The organism is Bremerella cremea, assembly GCF_039541315.1.
In the GTDB taxonomy this organism is placed as follows: Bacteria; Planctomycetota; Planctomycetia; order Pirellulales; family Pirellulaceae; genus Bremerella; species Bremerella cremea.
On the sequence record NZ_BAABFZ010000003.1, the window covers coordinates 2,805,619 to 2,825,863 of the forward strand.

Here is a 20,245-nt window from a genome sequence, read left to right on the forward strand (position 1 = left end):
TGTCGGATTAGGCCGCTGCGTCCAGGTCGCCTCGGTCGCCAAAGTTGTTGCGAGACAGATTGCCGAAGTAGTACTTCACCGCTTCCGGATGACGGACGACTTCGTCGGGAGAACCATGGCAAAGGATGTTTCCCCGATGGACGACGTAGCAGCGGTCGACGATTTCCAACGTCTTTTCCGCCTGGTGGTCGGTGATCAGAATCGAGATGCCGCTTTCGCGTAGCTCGCGAATGACCAACTGAATGCTGTCGACGGTGACCGGGTCGATCCCGGTGAAAGGTTCGTCGAGCATGATGATCTCGGGGTCCGAGACCAAACAGCGAGCGATTTCCAGACGGCGACGTTCACCGCCCGAGAGGCTCTTGGCTTTCGACTTGCGAATGTGCGTGATATCAAACCGGTCCAGCAGTTCTTCGCAGCGCATCTTGCGATGGTACGAATCGATCCGCAGCAGTTCCATCACGCCCAGCAGGTTCTGTTCGACGGTCAGCTTCTGGAAGACGCTGCTGTCCTGAGCCAGGTACCCCATGCCGCCGTCACGGCAACGCTTGAACATCGGCCACAAGGTAACGTCTTTGCCATTCAGCTCGACGCGGCCTTCGTTCGGCGTGACCATGCCGCAGGTCATGCGGAAGCTGGTGGTCTTACCGGCACCGTTCGATCCGAGCAGACCGACGATTTCGCCTCGCTTCACTTCGTAGCTGACGCCATCGACAACGCGACGTCGTCCGTACGTTTTGACGAGGTTCTGAGCTGAAAGAATCGTTGATTCGTCCATGAATCCTGCGTTTCCTGCCGTTTACTGAATGAACTTCATCCGGGCGAAGTTAGGGAAAAACGGAACGGGCGTGTTCTTGGAATGTGGCCAATACACGAAAAGTGCCTTCCCGATCAACATGTGCTGTGGCACAAATTGCTGACCGAGCGGGAAGAGGCGACCATCCTGACTCTCGGCGCTGTTGTCCCCCAAGGGGAAATATTGCCCATCTTCCAGTGTGAAGACCGCTTCGCGACGCGAACGGAACAAGCTCGTCGTACTCCAGCGGGCCGGGTCGGTCATCACTTCCCGGATCTCGTCGTCCGACGGAGCATTCCAGCCTGGGTGGCTGTCACGCTGATAGTCGAGAAGCGTATTCGATTGGCGACCGAACTCGAACTGCTTGCCATCGGCGATGTAATAGACATCACGGAAGACACGCACGCTGCTCAGCTTGAACTCGACATCGGTGGTGCCGAAACCGACCGGCAGCAGGTCGCCAGGATCTTGCTCGCTCCACATCGGAACGACTTCCGCTTGAGGCGTGTAGGTTGCCGGTAACGAGAACGTGACCAGGCTGCCATCAACCCACAGGCGAAGTTCGTCGTCGGTGTTGGCGAAGCGAAGTTGATAGGTGCCAGGGCCTTTGATCGAAGTCTGGGCTTCAATCTTGCCTGGTTCGTCGAACTTGATCGAAGATTTATCGGCGTTCAACGTTGCCATGCCGGTGGCAACATCAATGTCGCAGCGGAAGTGCGTGCCCCCTTCGACCAGGTCGAGCGAGAACGTACCGGTTTCGCTGCGGATCTCAGCGTTGCATTCCAGCATTAAGTCGCCCACCCAGTGCATGCCTGAACTGGTGCGGCGATTGCGGAAATGGTTGGTCGTGTCGGTGTTGTAGGCGCTGAAGTCGGTGATCAGCTGGCTGCACTCTTCGCGAGCTTCCTGCGTGTTGACGCGCTGCCCGGTCTCGGCCAATGCCCAGTAGCTGACGTTCTTGCCGTTGTCGGCCAGGACATGCCGATAGCGAAGCCAGGTCGGGCTTCCTTTCGGATGGCAGACCCAAGCCCCGTTCTCTTCCTTGGTCCAGTTGGCTCGCGTGTCGGAAGGATAAACTTCCAGGCGATCAGGGAAGCCAGCCTTCTCCAGAATCGGACATGGGTAGTCGGTATCGTAAATCAGCCGATGCAGCGTCAGTTGTTTGGCAGGCGGCTTGCGGGCGATCTTGAACTCGGTCTCGCCCGGCTTCTTGATGTAGATGTCGCCATGGAAGATCCGGACGGTTTCGCCTGGCAGCCCGATCAATCGCTTGATGTAGTTCGTCTGCGGCTCGATCGGATACTTGAAGACGATGACATCCCAGCGCGCCGGATCGGCGAAGTCGTAAGCGAACTTGCTGACCAGAATGCGGTCGCCGCTGTAGGACGGATTATCGCTGACATCGGTCAGGCGGTGGTAAAGCGGATCGATCGCTTCGACCACGTTCTGAACTTGCTTGTTGGTGGAGCGGTCGACTTCGCCGCTAGAGCCGACGGTGTATTCGTAGCCGGTGTATTCGTCGACGACATCTTTATGGCGACCCAGAAGCGTGGTGGCCATCGAGCCGGTCGGAATCACGAACGCTTCGGCTTCAAACGCCCGGAACAGCAGTGCCAGAATCACGGCCACGACCAGCGACTCGACGAACTCGCGAGTCACGGCAAAGTGATCCGAATCACCCGCTTTACGCGACTTGGAATTGGTCGCATTCTTCGGCGCGATCGGCGACGAGGCACGCTTCTTCTTGGCCATTGAGGTCTCTGCTCCGTTCTCCGGTGGAAGGAGAATCGCGGGTGAATGGGAACCGACGCGAAGGCCTTTCTTCGAGGCGGTTCGGAAACAAGGCACCTCTCACTATAACTAATCGGCCAATCTGACGCAGCGCGGGTCGTGCAGGCGTAGTGCCGATGGAGGGTCAGTCCGCTAGCACTCGCAACACCTTGCCACGCAAACTCTTGCGAGCATCGACCGCCCCCAGCTTCCCGCGCGAGTCCGCAGAGATCGGGACGTTGTCACCCAGGACGAAGATTTCATGCTCGGTCAACTCGCGACCCAGCGACCAGTCCAGTTCGCTGCGGGGGGCTCCGAGCCAGACAATGTCGCGGAAGATTTTGGTCTCGCGAAGGACGGCCTGACCTCCTTCAATCTTCAGGGCGAAGGGCTCGCTGCCAATCGGTTCGACCGCCGCACCCAGAGGAAAGAAACGCTGCTTGCCGGGATCGGAAATCTCGACAAACCACTGCCCGTCGCAGCGGCCGGCCCGGATCGTTCGCTTCTCCAGCGAATCGACATCCAGTGGAAGCTCGACCGTCTGACGCCAACTGTGGGCGGTGACCGTGCGGGCCTGCGAGTCGATGGTGATCGTCGTGAAGTCGTCTCCTTGGGGCATCTTCAGAATCAAGCGATCGGCCATCCAGTGCCCGAAGGTCCATTCCAGCCACAGGTCATTCGCCGGAAAGAGTTCTCGCGAGACATTGTGGTTGTAGGCGTAGCTATCCAGCGGCGGAGCATCGTTACCGATAGGGCTCGGCGGAGGAAGGCAACGCTGATGGTGATAGATCAGCCAATCATCGTCGCTATCGGGTTGGTGACTGATCGGTGCAAAGCCGATTGAACCGCGACGGACGTTCCAACCGCTGCTGGTGGCTCGCTGGCTCAAGAACCGAGGATACTCGGGCGATTCGTAGCTTTGATCGTAGACCAACTGCTTCACGGCTTCGCGTTCCTGAGGCGACTTGCGGATCAGCCGGGTGCCGCGATACAGTTCGCCGGCTTCGATGCGAGGTGATTCGCCGGGGAGAAAGGCGACTCGTTTGACTTGCCAATCGTTCGCGTCGTCAGGGTTCTGTAGTAAGACGATGTCCCAGCGGCGAAGCTCGTCGAGGGTGATCGGTTCCCAGACGAGTTCGCTTCCTCGATGAATTTGGGAAGTATCGACGACATTGGCTTGAAAGCCGCAGTTCGGACAGGTCGTTAGTTCTGGAAGATTGCCGCCATCGAGGACGCTCTCGGCCTGGCAAGACTGGCAATGCTGATGGTAGTGCGGGCCGAGCAACGTCGGAGCCATCGAGCCGCTGGCAACGCGGTACTTGGGAGCCGGTGTTGCCGTTGCGATAGCGAAAGCCGCCATCGACGCAGTGAAGATCAGCAAGATCAACAACGGGCCAAGTCGCATGGAATCCTCCGGTTCGGGCAGGGATGTCAGGCGATGATCTGGGGAACCGTCGCCTTTTCCATTCTAGTTTGGCCTGATGGGGCGCGAGGCGTCTTTTTAGCGGTCCTCGCCAGTTTCGAGAACTGCCATGAAGGCCTTCTGCGGAATATCGACCGAACCGATCGACTTCATACGCTTCTTACCTTCCTTCTGCTTGGCCCACAGCTTTCGCTTACGCGAGATGTCACCACCATAACACTTGGCGGTCACGTTCTTGCGGAGGGCTTTGACCGTTTCGCGTGCGATCACGCGGCTGCCGATGGCGGCCTGAACGGCCACTTCAAACATATGACGATCGATTTCCTCTTTCAACTTCTTCACGACCGCCCGCCCACGACGATCGGCGTCGGCACGGTCGCAAATGATGCTGAGGGCGTCGACTCGCTTGCCGTTGACCAGGATGTCCATACGAACCAGGTCGGCCGTTTCGTAGCCGCGAATTTCGTAGTCCATCGTGCCGTAGCCGCGGGTGGCACTCTTTAGCTTGTCGTGCAGGTCGTAGATCACTTCCGCGAGAGGAATATCGTAGACCAACATCGAACGGGTCGGCGAAAGGTACTCGGTCCGAACGTGAATGCCACGACGCTCGTTGCAAAGCTGCATGACCGCACCGATGTAATCGGACGGCTGAATCAAGCTGACGCGGACGATCGGCTGCAGGAACTCTTCGATGTCGCCGGCATCAGGCACGTCTTGTGGCTTGTGGATGTCGACCTTTTCGCCCTGCGTATTGATGATCTGATAGGTCACGTTCGGTGCGGTCTGCACGAGGTCGATGTCGGCCTCTTGTTCCAGACGCTGCTGAACGATTTCCATGTGCAACAGGCCGAGGAAGCCACAGCGGAAACCGAAGCCCAACGCATCGCTCGTTTCCGGCTCGAACGTGAAACTGGGGTCGTTGATTCGCAGGCTCTTCAGGGCGTCGCGAAGTTGTTCGAAGTCTTGGCCATCGGATGGATAGAGGCCACAGAACACCATCCGCTTCGGTTCCTGGTAACCAGGCAATGCCGGGGCGCCTTTGTCCCCTTGGACGGTGATCGTATCGCCGATGTTGACCAGTTCGAGCGACTTGATATTGCAGATGACGTAACCGACCTGGCCGGCCGAGAGTTCGTCGCGAGCGACCGGGCGTGGCACGAACTGACCCACTTCCAGCACTTCGTGATTGGTGCCACCACGGACGAAGCGGATCTTGTCCCCCTTCTTCAAGCGGCCGTTCATCACGCGGACATAAGTGATCGCACCGCGGAACTTGTCGTAGTGCGAGTCGAACACCATTGCTTGCAGCGTCGATTCGCGATCACCGGTCGGGGCAGGAATACGTTCGATGATGCGGGTCAGCAGCGCGTCGACCCCCTGCCCTGTCTTGCCGCTGATACCGCAGATGTCGGTCGCATCGAGGGCGAGTGTTTGTTCGATTTCCTCAGCCACTTCCACCGGGCGAGCATGGTTGAGGTCGATCTTGCTGAGACATGGAACCACTTCCAGATCGTGTTCCATTGCCATGAAGGCGTTGGCAACCGTTTGGGCTTCGACCCCTTGGAAGGCATCGACCAGCAGCACGGCGCCTTCGCAGCAGGTCAGCGATCGGCCGACTTCGTATTGGAAGTCGACGTGGCCAGGCGTATCGATCAAGTTGATTTCGTACTCGCGACCTTCATGCTTGTAGCGCATGGCGACGGCGCGAGCCTTGATGGTGATACCACGCTCGCGTTCGACTTCCATGTCGTCCAGCAGTTGTTCTTTCATTTCGCGCGAGCTGACCGTGGCGGTCTTTTCCAGCAGACGGTCGGCCAACGTGCTTTTGCCGTGGTCGATGTGCGCGATGATGCAGAAATTACGAATGTACTTCTGGTCGATGATTGCCATCGTGATGAAGGTGCCCTGCGCTGGTTGGTGGTTCGACTGCTGAACCTTGGCGAGTATCCGAATGATTCGGGTAAACGCCCCATTATACTACAGGACTAGCCAGTCAGGGAATCGCGGTGAGCCACGACTCTGGCCTTGCCAGCAGCCCCCAAATAGCCGGCATCGCCCCCGAGACGGGCGAAATCGACCACCGTCTTCTGGGCCGGGACCGGAAATGCCCGAGCTTTGACCTCTTGGCGGACCCGATCCAGAAACTTGCAACCCAGTTCGGTATCGTGGCCGCCGAAGTTGATGGCCCCACCGAGAATGACTGCCCCAGGGTCAATCGTGTGCATCAGCGAGACGATGCCGATTCCGAGATAGCGGGCCGTTTCCATGACAATATGCAGCGATAACGAGTCATCTTTTTCCGCTTCTTCCGCCACCATCAAGGGGGTGAGCTTCTCGCCGGCGTCGATCCGGGCATGCAGCGAGCTCTCTTTCTGGAGGTCGCCTTGCAGGGCTTCAGCGGTCCGTTTGATGATCGCCGTGCCGCTAGCGTAGGCCTCGAGGTGCCCTCGTTGCCCGGTTGGAATGGTCCGGGCCGTTTCGCTGAAATCGATGATGATGTGACCCAACTCGCCGCCATGGCTATGTTCGCCATCGATCAGCAGATCTTCCACAATAATGCCGCCACCGACGCCAGTGCCCAGGGTCAGCAGGACGATGCTGCGGAATTCTTTGCCCGAGCCGAGCCAATATTCGCCGAATGCCGCCGCGTTGGCATCGTTAGCATAGATCACCGGCCGGCCGGTCAGCTTCGACAGGCAATCGCGGATCGGAAAGTTGTACGAGTTCGGCAGATTGTGGGGTTCCAGCAGCATCCCGCCGGCAATGTCCATCGTGCCAGGCGTGGCGAGACCGATGGCGGTGATGTCGTTCATTGGGCGATTGATCGCCTTCATCATCTCTTGGATGACTTCGGTCGATCGCTCCATGTACCGCTGAGGCCCTTCGGTTTCGTTGGTCGCGATCTTCTTGTACTGAACCGTGTTGCCGTGATCGTCGACCAGGCCGATCTTGATATTCGTGCCACCAACGTCCACACCACAGAAGAGCGGCAGAGTCTCTTTGCCTGGTTCGATATGGGGAGCGGTGGTCATGTTTCGGCCTTCATATTCAGGGGACATTGCGGCTAGTAGACGCCGAGCGACCTCAATCATAAGAAAGGGAGCTTACAGCCGCAATCGGCCCCATTGTTACGCGCATCTCGCGTGTAAGGTTGATTTGATCCAACTCCTACTGCCGGCGGTTGCCAACTGGCCCGGTGGCGAAGCGGCAGAATCGCTTGGTTGCCCGAGCTATCGGGATAGGGGGCGTGTGGAGTGTTGGTTTGATTGAGAAGCTTTGCGCTATTTGCCCCCACTACGAATCTCGGAAGAGGAGATATCCATCCGAAACTCGGAAGCAGGGACTGGCTGGCACAAATTGGCCAAAGCGGGCGGCAAGGTTAGGTCTTCGAAGGCCTGGAAGTCTTCATCGACGACCCGAGGGAAGACGAGGAAGCGGCAGTTTTGCTGGCGAAACTCTTCCAACGCGGCGTCTCGAAGCTGGGGCGAGTCGTCGTAGTAGCGTGGTTCGGCGATTCGCACGATCGTATCGGCACCCACGACAAACGTCGCTTCCGGGAAGATCTTTGACTTCTCAAGGAAGGTCGGAGCGCGAGTCAGCCAACAGCGTAGCGGGCCATCGAACTGCCGGGCACGCGACTGGATCGAGAAGAAGTCGAGCGGCGGCTTGTCGACGTTTTCGATCGAGATCTCGAAGTCGACTGGATGTCCGGTCAATTTTTCGGCGATCTCGGCCATGCGTACGTGGCCTTCGTGCAGCGGATTAAAAGCCCCAGGGAAGAGGACGCCCCGGAAGTCTCCGGTCGTGTTTTCTTCAAGTGCCCGCGGAACGCAGGCCGCATAACGTTGACCCAGCATCAACTCGGTCCACGAGGGCCATGCGACGGCAGCCGTCTCGTCGACGCGTTCTCCTGGAAGCAGGTCCAGCGGAATGCGATCGCTGATACCGGTCGCATCGGCCAGGCGATTGAGGAGCAGCGCCGCAACGACGTTCTCTTCTCGGCCGCGATCTCGGGTATCTTTCGTTAAGACCAGCGAGGCGATGCTGCTGCTGGTGGCGGTTTGCACGGCGATGTGAACGCGGTGCTCTCCTTTTTTGGGACGCAGACTCCGCAAACTGGCGCTGCAGCCAATCCCCACCAGGTGCATGTCATCAATATCTGTCGGAGAAATTCGAGATTGCAATTCGCGAGCCCTGAAAAAGGACCGCATGGCCATGGCCTGGGCTGTGGCTCGACTGCAATAATGGGTGGGCTTGAAGTGGAGAAAGTCTTCAAGGGAAGCCGCCGAGTACGGAATGATGGCTTCAAGCACGGTGTCCGACGCACCAGGCACGCTCAGCAGTTGGCTGAGGGCTTCGCTTCCCCCGCCGGTAACGACGGCTGTCATTCGCCACGGCGAGCGATGTAGTTGTCGAATCAGATGATGGGTAATTGTGTCATTCATGGCCATTCCCTGTCCCATACCCCCGACAGAATAGACCGTAGACCTGTGAATGTCGACCACAGATCTGCGGTAGCATGTGACCGATTTCCCTGGAACCGTATGACTGAGCGAACCTCAACGAGCGATTGGCTCGGCCTCTTTTGCGGCGTTTTAGCTGCGGTGGGGTACTCGCTGGCGAACGTTTGTTTGCGCTGGCTGACCGACCTTGATCCGATTTGGGTTTCGTTTCTGAAAGCGATTCCGACGGTCGCGATCTTTGGCCCGGTCGCTATCTGGCAAGTCTGGACCGGCCGATCCCCCTTCCCGAAGGTGTCGTCTCTGTTGATATTGATCGCTGCCGCGACTTCCAGCCAGCTTTTGGGGAATGCGACCCTGCAGTGGAGCTTCGGCGTGGTCGGAGTCGCGATGAGCGTTCCCCTTTGTCTGGGGACGATGATCGTGGTGGGGGTTGTCATCAGCAAGTTGCTGCTCCAGGAATCGCTGACTCGCTGGCAGGCCTGGGGAACGTTTTCGCTGGTATTAGCGCTTGTTTCGCTCAGTCTGGCAGGTCGAGGAGCAATTCAATCGGTCGTGAATCATCAGACCGGCTGGACGCTGATTATCGCGGGCATTTTCGCGCCGATGGTTGCCGGTATTTCTTATGCCTTCTTGAGTGTGGCTATCCGTCGAGGGGTCTCGCGTGAGGTCAGCATGGCCCTCAGTACGTCGCTGATCTGCTGCGTCGGCGTGCTGATTCTGGGACCGCTAGGTTATATCACCGCGGGATTTGATCAGATCGCCAGTACCACAATGCCCCAATATGGCGTGCTGCTTGTCGCCGGCCTGTTGAACGCAGCCGCGTTTGTCGCCCTGACGTTGTCGTTTCGCTATGCCCCCGTGAACATCGGGAACGCGGCGAACTCGCTCCAAAATCCGCTTTCGGCATTGGCTGGGGTGATGATCTTCCACGAAGCGTTCACCATCAACCTGGCTTTTGGCGTGGTGCTTACAGTGCTGGGTGTGGTTCTGATGGGTCTTAAAGAAAGACCGGTAACCCGGCAGGCTGAGAACTCAGCGAAGAGTGGTCCGGTAGTCGTGTCGGCCGCCCCAGAGGACGGCCGGTAATTAGGACTACGGTATAGTTTTTAGCCCGAGTCTATCGTTGGCTGACCAAGTTCTTGCGATTGGAAATAGGCGAGACGAACTTGGCGTTTTCTTCTTCCAGGATCTCTAGAGCGTGATCCATCCAATCCGACAACAAAGCCAGCGAATCTTCGGGGAGCGGCTGGTAGACCACAAAGTTCCCCTCAGGGTTCTTCGGTGGTTCGTGAACCAGTTTGAATGGCGTCGAGTGATCCATTGGAAATCTCCTAACCGATCGAGCCGTTTGCATGGTGATCAAACTGCTCGTTAAGTGGACGGCTTCAGGTCACAACATGACACCGCAACCATGGTGCCAAGTTCGCACAATTTCTAAATGGGGCTTCGCGATTCGTTCCTAAGGTGAAATTTTTCAATCAGTTGGGGCTTCTCGGCCCTTTTCATTTTGCGGCTGACCGCCGGCGGAACTGTGTGGTCTTGAGGCAACGACTGCCATTTTCATCAACACTTTTCTCACCAGCTGCCATCCTAACTGTCCCACCTTTTGAGGTCGAGCCAGCGTTTTACCGCAGCTTTCCGCTAGCACTAAGGGGCTTGGGAGGGGCATTATGCCCGATCGCTCCCAAAACGCCCCATCTGGGTGAAGCGTCGATTTTGGGCCTATTTCTGCTCTCGTCACCGGTCCCGCTGACAGCATGTCAAAAAACGGGAAAAAAATCCAAAGATCGGCAAATCGGCGGCGAACTCCTATCTATGCCTGCAAGTTAGCCGCTCGGTCACGCAGACCTTTGTGATCCAGAAAGGTATGCCGAGCAGGAAAAGTTCGAGGGTCATTCCGTTTATTTGATGAGAGGGTTGAGTCATGGTCAGAAAACTCGCATGCACTAGTGCCGGTGCCGCACTGCTCGTCGGGCTCCTGTTTGGAACCGACGCATTTAGCTACATCTCGACGTCGGCCAGCCGACTGAAAGACAGCGTTAAGAACAATGTTCCCGTCGAGTTCGAGCTCGATCGGGCCCGTAAGATGATTACGGATCTCACTCCAGAGATTCGTCGAAACATGCATTTGATTGCAAAGGAAGAAGTCGAAGTCGAACGTCTTGAAGGTCGACTGAACGACATGGAAGAAAAGCTGGCTTCCAGCAAGACCGACATCGTTCGTCTGAAGAACGACCTGGATAGTGGTAGTACCCACTTCACCTATGCCGGTCATTCGTACAGCCGAAACGCCGTCCAGACCGACCTGGTGGGTCGTTTTGAACGGTTCAAGACTCAGGATGCAACCCGCGTGAAGCTGGAAAGCATCTTGCGTGCTCGTCAGCAAGGTCTGGATGCCGCACGAGCCAAGCTCGATGGCATGCTGACTGCTCGTCGGCAGTTGGAAGTCGACGTCGAGAACCTGGAAGCTCGCCAGAAGATGGTGGAAGTCGCCCAGACCTCCAGCAAGTTTGCCTTCGACGACAGCCATCTGTCGAAGACCAAGCGTCTGATCGACGAGATCCGCACCCGGATCGACGTGGCCGAACGCATGGTCGATGTCGACGGTGAAATGGCTGGCGAAATCCAGCTGGATGAACAGGTCGACGCCGATATCAGCCAGGAAGTCGCCAGCTACTTCGGTCTCGAAATCGAGCTCGAAGTGGACGAAGAACTGGTCGAAATCGACACCAAGGCCAGCGAACAGCTGACCAAGCGAATCGAGCTGTCGCAGCTCAACTAGGGCACGGAACGACCCTTGAAGATCTCCAGCGAGAACGGGATGGCGACGACTTGGACTAAGTCGATCGCCATCTCGGCACGCGCAGGCCAATCGAGGGAACGCCCAAGGCCAAGGATCGAATCGCCGAAACCTGGGGAGCTGCCACCTGGTAATAATATCGACGCCAGCTTCCAATATTTCCCCGCCGGGGGCGAATAGTAATGCACTCGAGAGGACCGACCTTTTGATAAACTGTTGGCAGTTGGTACGAGTTGAGAGCGAATGTCCGTAGTAGAGCCCAATTTCGCGTATCGAAGGGGGAATGTGAGCGACCGCCTGCAAATGTGGATCGATGGAGTCGGCGGCTACATGCTGCTGCTGGCCGATCGGATTAATATTGGTCAGGCGATGGCTTCATCCCAGGTCGATATTCCGATCATGGGAGACATTAGCCGTCGCCATGCCGCCATCAAGCGAAGCGGTGACGAATACATCGTCGAACCGTTATCGGAAGTAAAGATCAACGATCAATCGATCCAGGGCCCGACCCTGCTCCGCAGTCGCGACATCATGACCCTGGGGCGTGGCGTGAAGGTCCAATTCACGCAGCCGCACCCGTTAAGTACGTCCGCCGTGCTGCACATCATCAGCCGGCATCGCACCGAGCCGGCCGCGGATGGCATTGTGCTGCTGGCCGATTCGCTGCTGATGGGGGCGAAATCGAACAATCATATTGTCTGCCCCAAATGGCAGCAGGATGTCGTTGTTTACCGGCACGGAAGCAAATTGCAGCTGAAGTCGAAATTGCCTTTATTTCAAAGTGATTCGACCCAGCCTGCCTCATCGATCAAGATAGGAGAGTCGGTCCAAGGAGAAGAAGTTTCTTTCTGCATCGAGCCGTTGGCTCGAGCATGAAGAGGGCGAGCGATTCGCGACTCGGCTGTTTCCCCCCTGGAAGTCAGCCCCGCGAAGTTTGCCTTAGCGCATCACTCAATCCATTGGCCAGGGACTAGACCATGAACCAGTCGGCAGCCGCCGTTACTCCGGACAACCAACCCGGGGACGATGAAGTCGGCCCTGCGAAATTCGTCAAACCGAAAGAAAGCCCTATGCGGTTTACTTACAAGAGCGGTTCCACTCCGTTAGATGGCTATACCATCAAACGTGGCATCGGGGCCGGAGGTTTTGGCGAAGTCTACTATGCGACCACCGATTCCGGCAAAGAAGTCGCACTAAAGCACATCCAGCGAAACCTGGAAATTGAAATGCGGGGCGCGAAGCATTGCTTGAATCTCAAGCACCCGCATCTCGTCGCGCTCTTCGACATCCGTTACGACAGCGAAGGCGAGGGCTGGATTGTCATGGAATATGTCCATGGCGACAGCCTGCAAGATTTCATCGAACGCCATCCCAACGGCATGCCGCGGGAAGATGCCTTGTCGTGGTTCAAGTCGATTGCTTCGGCGGTCAACTACCTACATGACCACGGTATTGTTCACCGCGACTTGAAGCCAGGCAACATCTTCAACGACCAAGGCACCGTCAAAATTGGTGACTATGGCCTGTCGAAGTTTATTTCGGTCAGCCGCCGTAGCGGACAGACGGAAAGCGTTGGCACCTTCCATTATATGGCCCCGGAAATTGGCCAGGGACGTTACGGTCGCGAGATCGACGTCTATGCCTTGGGGATCATTTTGTTCGAGATGCTGACCGGCCGCGTTCCCTTTGAAGGGGAAAGCAGCCAGGAAATCATCATGAAGCATCTGACCGCCAGCCCTGATTTGGGCGACCTGGCCGAGCCTTATCGATCGGTCGTCGCTGCCGCTCTGGAGAAAGACCCAGAGAAACGGACGAGCTCGGCGGAAGAGATGCTGGAACAACTTGGCTTGAAACAGTCGACAACCACGGCAGTCTCGACCGTCGACACGTCGGTACCGACTTCCGCGGCGAAAGCTGTTCAGTCGGCCGTGGCTTCGAAAGTCAAAGCAAAAATCGGCTATGTCGAAGCTCCGGCTCCGAAGAGTTCACTGGACGACGAACCGATCGCCATGGCGGTCGGAAGTTTGACGAGCAAGTTCAAGACCTGGTGGAATCACAACAACACCAGCTTGCCCATCAAAGTGGTCGTGCTGACCGCGATCGCATTCGGCCTGGTCGCCAATCTTTCGTACTTGGTTCCGGTCGCTTTGGTCGGCGGAGCGTTTTACATGGCTTACCTGATGGTTCGCCAGATGGTGAAGCTCTTCCAAGAGGAAGTCCCAGGGGGCGATGGCAAGCCGGCCAAGAAGGACTCGAGCGGACGTTATCATCCGGAAGCGATGAAGCGAAAGTATCGTGCCTCCCAAGATGCGATGTGGCATCCCAAGCGAAAAGATCGCGAACGGGCCGCCTTCGCCATCCGGACACCAAGGCAACGGATTCAAGAACTGCTGGGCTCGCTGATTGTCAGCGGCATCATGGCGGTGCTGGTTTCGTTCGTGCTGCTGTTGATTTCGGAAGGCGAAGCCGCGCTGACCAAATCGGCGATCGTAACGCTGGGACCTGCGTATGTCTTCTTCGCAGGCCTGACGATCGTGACAACCTGGTCGGTGTTGATCACCGCGAAGTTCTGGGAAGACAAACCTGGCGATCAGGCTGCCCGGCGCATCGTGATGATGTTGATCGGCATCTTGCTCGGCGTCGCGGCTTGGATCGGACTGTTGATCTTGCCAATGGAAACGCTCTCGATCGGAGCCGCCTCGAAAGGTTGGTTCGGATTGGGTGGGCTGAGTACTTCGGCGTCGATCGGCAGTTTAATGATGTACTTCGGACTGGTCTTCCTGGTGCCACGCTGGTGGAAACTGGCCGATCCGCTGCGAACCAATTGGCTGAGCATCTGGCACACCGGTGTGTTTGTGGCCTGGGCTGCGATCCTCTCGACGTTTTGGACGTTCCTCCAGCCTTGGGGGATCATGCTGGTCGGGGCCACCGTGGCGACCATTCAGCTGTCGGCGCCTTGGTTCAGCCAGGAACGCCGTGACCTGGAGCGTCGACGTTACGAACAAGAGTTGAAAGAAACCACGTCGGGCGACCACTAGTCGCCGACGTCGCATGCTTCGATTGCTTCGAGGAGGAATACCATCATGGCCATGAGTTGGATAATGATTCTGGCCGGACTCGCCGTCCTGGCTGTTGCCGCGGTGTCTGCCGTGATCGTGATCGCCGTAATCGCTTCGCGTGGTCGTCAATAATCTGCGAGTGTCGACGAACAACGTTTATCGACTTCCGTTTCCTTAAGTTCCGATGATGCAACAAACCATGACCGTCTCTTTGCTCTCCCCTGTCGCCGTCCTGCTGGTTGGATTGGTTGCAGTCGGATTGATTGCCGTGGTAATCGGTCTGGTTGCCATGGCTGGCAAGCATGGTGCGAAGATTGTCCTGGGAGTGGTCGCAGCCGGAATGGTGGGACTAGGTCTGCTGTGTGCCGGCTTGATGTTCATTTCCGTTCCTTCCCGAACGGTCATTAGCCGCCAGGAAGCGGTTTCCGTGATCAGCGATCGTCCGGTAACGCGATTCGGCTCCCAGTTTGAAACATCAGTGGCTCGAAGTAGCTCGGCCACCGCCGAGATCGAACACTTCCCCCACGATCTTCGTCAGGCCACCAGTGAACCCACCACTGAAGATGACGTGGCTGCAACTGGTAAATCGATTGGGCAGTTAGCCGGATCGATCTATCAAGAGTTTCGCAATCAACTGAAGTCAGGCGATCTTTCGGTTGATCCGTCGCGGATCATTCCCCCAGGACGCCCTGCCTGGGTCGAGCAGCCACCTCGCTGGGAGCAGGATGGTATCTATTTCGTCTCGGTGAGCTCGGGCCCGTACGATCGCGGCATGGAGTGCAGCAAGTCGCTTGATCGAGAAGTAACCGTGGCGTTACAGGCCTATGCCAACGACCTCCTCTCCAACAACCAGGCCGGCAGCATGCTGGCCGCCGAATTGGAAGAACTGAAGGAAGAGGTCGTCGCCGAGAACTATCAGGAACAGCTAACGCCCTCGTTCGGCGTCATGCATCAATGGCATGCCCTCCTGAAGTTCGATCCGGCGATTCAGCAGAAGATCCGCGATCTGTGGTCTGTTCAGAAACGGATCAGCCGGGTCATTTATATCGGCACAGGCTTCCTGTTCCTTATCGGGCTGATGTCGGTTGCTTACATCGGTCTGACGCTGACGCGTCGAGAAGCGAAGGTCTCTCCTTGGCTGGTCTCAGCAGGGACGGTTTTTGCCGTCAGCGGACTTTTGGTCGCAGGCGTGATTTTCGTCCGATCATTTCCCATGCTATAACTTGGGAATCCTGGCGGTTTCTGGCCGAATCGCCAACTCGTCGGTGTCTTGTTATCTGGCCTCGAAAGGGAACCTTTCGCTTTGCCACCTACACGTGTTTCTGAAACCGAATCCTTGCTGATTACCCGCATCCGCGACGGCGAAGAGGATGCCTGGCAAGATTTGATCGATCGATACGAAGGTCGCTTGTTGGCTTTCGTCGAAAGTCGTCTTCGTCGACGTGCCCATAGCGAAGATGTTGTTCAAGAGACCTTCATTGGTTTTTTAAACAGCCTGCCCAACTACGACGGCCGCCGTAGTCTGGAAAGTTATCTGTTCGCGATCTGTGCTTATAAGCTGACCGACCATCTTCGCCGCGAAGGTCGCCGCCCAACCTTGCCGCTTAGTTCGGCCGGGGCTGGCAAGTCGAGCAGCGATACCTGGGAACTGGAAGGCCCGGCCCGGCCTGCTTCGAGCCTGGTCCGCAGTGGCGAACGACGCCGCATGGAAGAAGAAGCCCTGGTCGCAGCGATTCAAGAACAAATCGAACGATGGCGCGAACGAGGCGACTGGGTGAAGATCCAGTGTATGGAGCTGCTGTTCGTCCGCGGTTGGGCGAACAAGGATGTCGCCGCGAAATTAGATATTTCGGAACAGCATGTAGCCAATTACAAGCACGACTTCACGAACAAGCTTCGTGGAAGTGTGAAGAATCAGCAGCTAAGTGAAGAGGTCTTTCCAGAACTCTATACCTAGTCGTGGTGGTCAAACTTATTATCCAGCAGGGCCGCAAGGCAAACGGCGGCTCGACTTCTTTTCTTTCTTATTAGTCGGGGGAATCTTAAGACATGTCTAGCGTTGACAACCGATACACACTTCGCGAATTCGTCGAACAAACCCAACAACGTGATCGCGGCGAAGGCTTCTTTGAAATGGAAAGCCCTCGCATCCTGGAAGTGAATCTCAACGGCAACTTTGTCTGGTCGAAGATGGGATCGATGATCTCGTACCTCGGCAACATGAAGTTCGAGCGCGAAGGCATGCTCGACAAAGGGCTGGGCGGCTTGTTCAAGAAAGCTCTCACCGGCGAAGGGGCTCGTCTGACCAAGGTTACTGGCAACGGCAAGGTTTACCTGGCGGACTACGGCAAGAAGATCCAGATCTTGCGCCTGGACAACCAGGAGATCGTGGTCAATGCGAACGACGTGCTGGCCTTCGAGCCGGCCGTGACCTGGGACATCAAGATGATGAAACGTGTCTCGTCGATGATGGCAGGCGGTTTGTTTCAGATGACCCTCAGCGGAACCGGCATGGTGGCCATCACCACGCATTACGAACCATTGACCCTGGTGGTCACGCCCAACCAGCCGGTCTACACCGATCCGAACGCGACGGTTGCCTGGAGCGGGACGTTGTCGCCGAATCTAAAGACTGATATCACGTTCCGCTCACTGCTGGGACGGTCCAGTGGCGAGTCATTCCAGATGGAGTTTATCGGCAACGGGTTTGTCGTCGTGCAACCTTACGAAGAAGTCTACCACTCGGAGGGCTAACCCCAATCAGGGAGCCTTGACTCCGTGTTCGTCGGGAACGCGGAGTCATCCATGAGGAAAAAGGAAGCGTGATGCGAACTCTCACCAATGCCGATCTGGAAGCTTACCTGAACGAAGAACTGGCGGTCGAAGAAGCAACGTCGGTGGAAGAGCAGATTCGGGAGCAGCCAGAATTGAAAGAACGGTTGCTAGAGATCCTGGCCCGTCGCGATGCCGGCGTGCATAGCCTGGGGGAAATCTGGCGACGACACCGGGTGACTTGTCCGACACGGCCGCAGCTTCAGCAATATTTACTAGGGGTGATTCCGTCGCCTGAAGAGTCAACTTACATCTCGTTCCATTTGGAACAGATCGGCTGTCGTCTATGTGCCGCCAACCTGGCGGATCTGATTGCCGCTTCCGAACAATCCGAAGAAGAAGCCAACTCGCAGCAGCAATCGACGCGACGTCGGAAATATTTCCAATCGAGCGTTGGTCGACTTCGCAAAGAAGACAAGTAGCAGTTCTGTACGTCCGACGTTCAGCTTGAGCGTCGAGAGACCGCCCACGGGGCGGCCAAATTCTCAAAAATGGGGCCTTTTCTTGCCCCCTAGGGCCGCTTGCCCGCCACTTAATGCATCGGAAGGACTCTTCCTTCCATTGGCACACAGCTTGCAACGTCAGCTTCGTCAAAAAACGCATAACCCCAATGATGCAAGGACTACCACCATGAACTGGCGAAGCTTCCCCACGGCTGTCTCGATGCTTGGATTGGCCGCAGTTGCTCTGGTGATTGGCAGCGGATGTCAACCTCCAGCAGAAACTCCGGCTCCCGAAGACACCCCTGCAACTACGCCTGGGGATGAAGTCGAGAACCCTTCCACCGTCATCGATACCGATCCAGATAACGAGCCGATGAACGTCATGGAGTAAGACGCTTCGGCAAAGCACCCCCAGTCCAATGCAAAAGCCTGATTCGAGTAGCGAAACGATGAACCGCCCAACTGACTCCGCCTGCCTGCACACGGGAACGATTCAGCCTCATATGCCCGATGGGACGTTGATGGTCCCGGTGAACGATCCAGTCGACGCGATTTATACCGAACGTCAACCGTCTGAGGCGGTCGACCGGCATTCCGAAGCGGTCATGCTGGATCGTTTGTTCTGGTTTTCCATCGCCGTTCTGATGGTCGTCGGTGTTGGCTTGCGGATCTGGGCCGTTCTGTAGATAAGACAACCGCCGGAAGGTGGCATCATCAACCACAACCAACAAACCTTTCTTTTCGCTGGGAAACTCACAATGACTACTATGGTTACCGAAACGATTGACACCGACCTGACTTCCCCAGAATCGACGACGTGCGAAATGCAAGAGAAGCGTCTGGAAGACCGCACGGTGAAAGAGCTTCGAGAACTGGCCAGCAAGCTGGGCATCCGTGGCCGCAGTAAATTGATGCACAAAGAAGAGTTGGTATGCGTGATTCGCCGCCGCGTTTGATGACTGCCTGAAAGCAAACACACGAAACGAGCGAAGCCTGGTTGTTCTGCGACCAGGCTTTTCTCGTTCGAAGGATGATCGACGCGCAGCGAGCGGTCGGCCCTGCACCACACGATTTATTTCTTCCTACGAAAACCGCGTGAAACGAAGGACTTAGCAGCAATCTCTGCATTTTTACTTCGTGTTGGAACGGGACATGCAATTAGTCCTTGGCAGATGCCGCTCGACGATGGAGGCGGTAACGCCTGCTTCCAAGCAGGCCCTCGTCGAGCGCAACCCAATCAGCCACGTTGCTCTCTGGTCGGCAGAACAGAGCAACGCGATTCCAAAGCCCTGCCGATTCCGTACAAGGAGAGGTTCTATGTCACGCAAAATTCCTGCAGTCGTTGCTGCTGCCTTAATGGCCGCTGGATGCGTCACGACCTACGTAAGTGCTGACGACACTCCCAAGGCTGATCCAGCCGTGGAGGTCGACACGCCACAAGTCGATGTGAAGGCCAACAAGCCTACCGTTCGCAACAACATCGATCGCACGCAACAACCAGCCAATCAAGTCTCGCAAGCGATGGTTGCCCATCGTGCCAGCAATATCCAAGGGATGGCTATTCAAAACGAAGCCGGTAAAGACCTTGGCAATGTCCGCGACATCGTGATCGACACCGATCGTGGTCGAGTGAAGTACGTCGCGGTCGCTTACGGCGGCTTCCTCGGACTAGGCACCAAGCTGTTCGCCGTTCCATTTGAAGCCTTCGACTACCGACCAGCTACCGACGATACCCAGGCCGTTCTGCTGCTCGATCTGAATGAAGAAACGATGCGAAAGGCACCTGGTTTCGACGCCGATAACTGGCCGAACATGGCTTCGGAAGAGTTCGCTGCTGCGATCGACAAGCATTACGCTGATCGCGATGGTGGCGTCAACGTCCAGGTCGGCCCGATTGGGGTCCGTGTTGACGGGAATCGTAACGATCGTCCCGCCGCAAGCCTCGAGAAGTCGGCTCACGTTCATCGTGCTGCGGACATCATTGGCATGTCGGTTGTAAACAATGCCAACGAATCGGTTGGTTCGATCAACGACCTGATGGTCGATATGAATAATGGTGATATCCGCTACGCTGCCCTTTCGGTTGGTGGCCTGGCCGGTATCGGTGATCACATGTTCGCCGTGTCGTGGAAGAACTTCGGTTGGAAGCACGGCGCACAGGACGATAAGGACATGTTGGTTCTGAACGTGAACCCAGAAACGCTGAACAAGGCGAAGGGTTTCGATCAGGATCACTGGCCGCAGCAGCCTACGACCACGCTGAATGGTCAGGCTCCGCAGCTCGATGACAGCCGTCCAGGTGTCAAAGCCGACATCAACGCCCCTGGCGTGAAGGTCGACGTGAACTAACACAGGAAGTTGACGATCCGATAACGGACTGTCGATTCATGGATGTTTAGTGATTGACCACACCTGAGATGGATTTGCGAAGTGGTTGTTGGGCCAACGCCTTGGGGGAGACTTCCCCTGGAAGCTCTCCCTCAAGGCTTGGCTTACATTTAACGAACTTCGCCTGACACGATAAGCACGCCCGCAATATTCCCGGCGTTTGTTTATATAGGGGAGTCCCCCTTCAGAAGCCCGAAGCCACCACGAGTGGTTTCGGGCTTTTGTCGTTAAAGTCGACCGAATTACCCCACTTCTAAGCGAGGGAATGAAA

19 protein-coding genes are annotated in these 20,245 nt (G+C 56.7%); 12 read left to right on the forward strand and 7 right to left on the reverse strand.

All coding sequences use genetic code 11. The annotated features are described in order from the left end of the window. Positions 1-7: 7 nt before the first annotated feature. From lptB to ABD890_RS13755, 6 genes are all read right to left on the reverse strand, one after another. Entirely contained in the window at positions 8-778 is a 771-nt protein-coding gene (gene lptB / locus ABD890_RS13730; RefSeq protein WP_345090269.1) for an LPS export ABC transporter ATP-binding protein, read from the reverse strand. Positions 779-799: 21 nt separating this feature from the next. Then, a complete protein-coding gene (lepB, locus tag ABD890_RS13735) occupies positions 800-2,548 on the reverse strand; it encodes a signal peptidase I (RefSeq protein ID WP_345090272.1) in 1,749 nt (582 codons plus the stop codon). A 163-nt stretch (positions 2,549-2,711) separates the two neighbouring features. Beyond that, complete coding sequence (locus ABD890_RS13740) at positions 2,712-3,971, reverse strand: S26 family signal peptidase (RefSeq protein ID WP_345090275.1); 1,260 nt, start codon at positions 3,969-3,971, stop codon at positions 2,712-2,714. A gap of 96 nt (positions 3,972-4,067) precedes the next feature. Then, positions 4,068-5,879 carry a translation elongation factor 4 gene (lepA, locus tag ABD890_RS13745; RefSeq protein ID WP_345090278.1) on the reverse strand — a complete coding sequence of 604 codons (1,812 nt, stop codon included), beginning with the start codon at positions 5,877-5,879 and terminating at the stop codon, positions 4,068-4,070. A 95-nt stretch (positions 5,880-5,974) separates the two neighbouring features. After that, positions 5,975-7,021, reverse strand: coding sequence for an ROK family protein (locus tag ABD890_RS13750; RefSeq protein WP_345090281.1), 1,047 nt, complete (start codon positions 7,019-7,021; stop codon positions 5,975-5,977). Between the two features lie 249 nt (positions 7,022-7,270). Continuing rightward, entirely contained in the window at positions 7,271-8,434 is a 1,164-nt protein-coding gene (locus tag ABD890_RS13755) for a hypothetical protein (protein WP_345090284.1), read from the reverse strand. Between the two features lie 99 nt (positions 8,435-8,533). Between ABD890_RS13755 and ABD890_RS13760 the strand changes: the two genes are divergently transcribed. Next, entirely contained in the window at positions 8,534-9,538 is a 1,005-nt protein-coding gene (locus tag ABD890_RS13760; protein ID WP_345090287.1) for an EamA family transporter, read from the forward strand. A gap of 31 nt (positions 9,539-9,569) precedes the next feature. Here ABD890_RS13760 and ABD890_RS13765 read toward each other — a convergent pair whose 3' ends face one another. After that, positions 9,570-9,773, reverse strand: coding sequence for a hypothetical protein (locus tag ABD890_RS13765; RefSeq protein ID WP_345090290.1), 204 nt, complete (start codon positions 9,771-9,773; stop codon positions 9,570-9,572). A gap of 603 nt (positions 9,774-10,376) precedes the next feature. Between ABD890_RS13765 and ABD890_RS13770 the strand changes: the two genes are divergently transcribed. The 11 genes from ABD890_RS13770 (at position 10,377) to ABD890_RS13820 (ending at position 19,935) form a co-directional block, all read left to right on the forward strand. Next, on the forward strand, positions 10,377-11,234 hold the full coding sequence (locus ABD890_RS13770) for a PspA/IM30 family protein (RefSeq protein ID WP_345090293.1): 858 nt from the start codon (positions 10,377-10,379) through the stop codon (positions 11,232-11,234). A gap of 303 nt (positions 11,235-11,537) precedes the next feature. Further along, complete coding sequence (locus ABD890_RS13775) at positions 11,538-12,128, forward strand: FHA domain-containing protein (RefSeq protein ID WP_345090295.1); 591 nt, start codon at positions 11,538-11,540, stop codon at positions 12,126-12,128. A gap of 101 nt (positions 12,129-12,229) precedes the next feature. Continuing rightward, on the forward strand, positions 12,230-14,290 hold the full coding sequence (locus ABD890_RS13780) for a serine/threonine-protein kinase (protein WP_345090298.1): 2,061 nt from the start codon (positions 12,230-12,232) through the stop codon (positions 14,288-14,290). Between the two features lie 220 nt (positions 14,291-14,510). Continuing rightward, positions 14,511-15,533: a Rossmann-fold NAD(P)-binding domain-containing protein gene (locus ABD890_RS13785; protein ID WP_345090301.1), complete on the forward strand. Its 1,023-nt coding sequence runs from the start codon at positions 14,511-14,513 to the stop codon at positions 15,531-15,533. An 81-nt stretch (positions 15,534-15,614) separates the two neighbouring features. After that, positions 15,615-16,268, forward strand: a complete 654-nt coding sequence (locus tag ABD890_RS13790) for an RNA polymerase sigma factor (RefSeq protein ID WP_345090305.1) — start codon at positions 15,615-15,617, stop codon at positions 16,266-16,268. A gap of 92 nt (positions 16,269-16,360) precedes the next feature. After that, positions 16,361-17,065 (forward strand): AIM24 family protein, encoded by a 705-nt coding sequence (locus ABD890_RS13795; RefSeq protein ID WP_345090308.1) that lies wholly within the window; start codon positions 16,361-16,363, stop codon positions 17,063-17,065. Positions 17,066-17,136: 71 nt separating this feature from the next. Further along, the gene (locus tag ABD890_RS13800; RefSeq protein ID WP_345090310.1) at positions 17,137-17,565 is read left to right on the forward strand and encodes a hypothetical protein; all 429 of its coding nucleotides are present in this window, start codon (positions 17,137-17,139) and stop codon (positions 17,563-17,565) included. A gap of 208 nt (positions 17,566-17,773) precedes the next feature. Next, complete coding sequence (locus ABD890_RS13805) at positions 17,774-17,977, forward strand: hypothetical protein (RefSeq protein WP_345090313.1); 204 nt, start codon at positions 17,774-17,776, stop codon at positions 17,975-17,977. Positions 17,978-18,035: 58 nt separating this feature from the next. Next, a complete protein-coding gene (locus tag ABD890_RS13810; RefSeq protein ID WP_345090316.1) occupies positions 18,036-18,272 on the forward strand; it encodes a hypothetical protein in 237 nt (78 codons plus the stop codon). 72 nt (positions 18,273-18,344) lie between these two features. Continuing rightward, positions 18,345-18,542, forward strand: a complete 198-nt coding sequence (locus ABD890_RS13815; RefSeq protein ID WP_345090318.1) for a Rho termination factor N-terminal domain-containing protein — start codon at positions 18,345-18,347, stop codon at positions 18,540-18,542. Positions 18,543-18,903: 361 nt separating this feature from the next. Further along, positions 18,904-19,935 carry a PRC-barrel domain-containing protein gene (locus tag ABD890_RS13820; protein WP_345090321.1) on the forward strand — a complete coding sequence of 344 codons (1,032 nt, stop codon included), beginning with the start codon at positions 18,904-18,906 and terminating at the stop codon, positions 19,933-19,935. The last annotated feature ends 310 nt before the right edge of the window (positions 19,936-20,245 follow it).

What these genes read in the sequence shown, in the direction of transcription:
- ABD890_RS13770 (WP_345090293.1), top strand. Translation starts at nt 10,377, where the DNA reads ATGGTCAGAAAACTCGCATGCACTAGTGCCGGTGCCGCACTGCTCGTC.
- ABD890_RS13795 (WP_345090308.1), top strand. Translation starts at nt 16,361, where the DNA reads ATGTCTAGCGTTGACAACCGATACACACTTCGCGAATTCGTCGAACAA.
- ABD890_RS13815 (WP_345090318.1), top strand. Translation starts at nt 18,345, where the DNA reads ATGACTACTATGGTTACCGAAACGATTGACACCGACCTGACTTCCCCA.
- ABD890_RS13760 (WP_345090287.1), top strand. Translation starts at nt 8,534, where the DNA reads ATGACTGAGCGAACCTCAACGAGCGATTGGCTCGGCCTCTTTTGCGGC.
- ABD890_RS13740 (WP_345090275.1), bottom strand. Translation starts at nt 3,971, where the DNA reads ATGCGACTTGGCCCGTTGTTGATCTTGCTGATCTTCACTGCGTCGATG.
- lepA (WP_345090278.1), bottom strand. Translation starts at nt 5,879, where the DNA reads ATGGCAATCATCGACCAGAAGTACATTCGTAATTTCTGCATCATCGCG.
- ABD890_RS13755 (WP_345090284.1), bottom strand. Translation starts at nt 8,434, where the DNA reads ATGAATGACACAATTACCCATCATCTGATTCGACAACTACATCGCTCG.
- ABD890_RS13750 (WP_345090281.1), bottom strand. Translation starts at nt 7,021, where the DNA reads ATGACCACCGCTCCCCATATCGAACCAGGCAAAGAGACTCTGCCGCTC.
- ABD890_RS13785 (WP_345090301.1), top strand. Translation starts at nt 14,511, where the DNA reads ATGACCGTCTCTTTGCTCTCCCCTGTCGCCGTCCTGCTGGTTGGATTG.
- ABD890_RS13810 (WP_345090316.1), top strand. Translation starts at nt 18,036, where the DNA reads ATGAACCGCCCAACTGACTCCGCCTGCCTGCACACGGGAACGATTCAG.
- ABD890_RS13780 (WP_345090298.1), top strand. Translation starts at nt 12,230, where the DNA reads ATGAACCAGTCGGCAGCCGCCGTTACTCCGGACAACCAACCCGGGGAC.
- ABD890_RS13805 (WP_345090313.1), top strand. Translation starts at nt 17,774, where the DNA reads ATGAACTGGCGAAGCTTCCCCACGGCTGTCTCGATGCTTGGATTGGCC.
- lptB (WP_345090269.1), bottom strand. Translation starts at nt 778, where the DNA reads ATGGACGAATCAACGATTCTTTCAGCTCAGAACCTCGTCAAAACGTAC.
- ABD890_RS13765 (WP_345090290.1), bottom strand. Translation starts at nt 9,773, where the DNA reads ATGGATCACTCGACGCCATTCAAACTGGTTCACGAACCACCGAAGAAC.
- ABD890_RS13800 (WP_345090310.1), top strand. Translation starts at nt 17,137, where the DNA reads ATGCGAACTCTCACCAATGCCGATCTGGAAGCTTACCTGAACGAAGAA.
- ABD890_RS13820 (WP_345090321.1), top strand. Translation starts at nt 18,904, where the DNA reads ATGTCACGCAAAATTCCTGCAGTCGTTGCTGCTGCCTTAATGGCCGCT.
- lepB (WP_345090272.1), bottom strand. Translation starts at nt 2,548, where the DNA reads ATGGCCAAGAAGAAGCGTGCCTCGTCGCCGATCGCGCCGAAGAATGCG.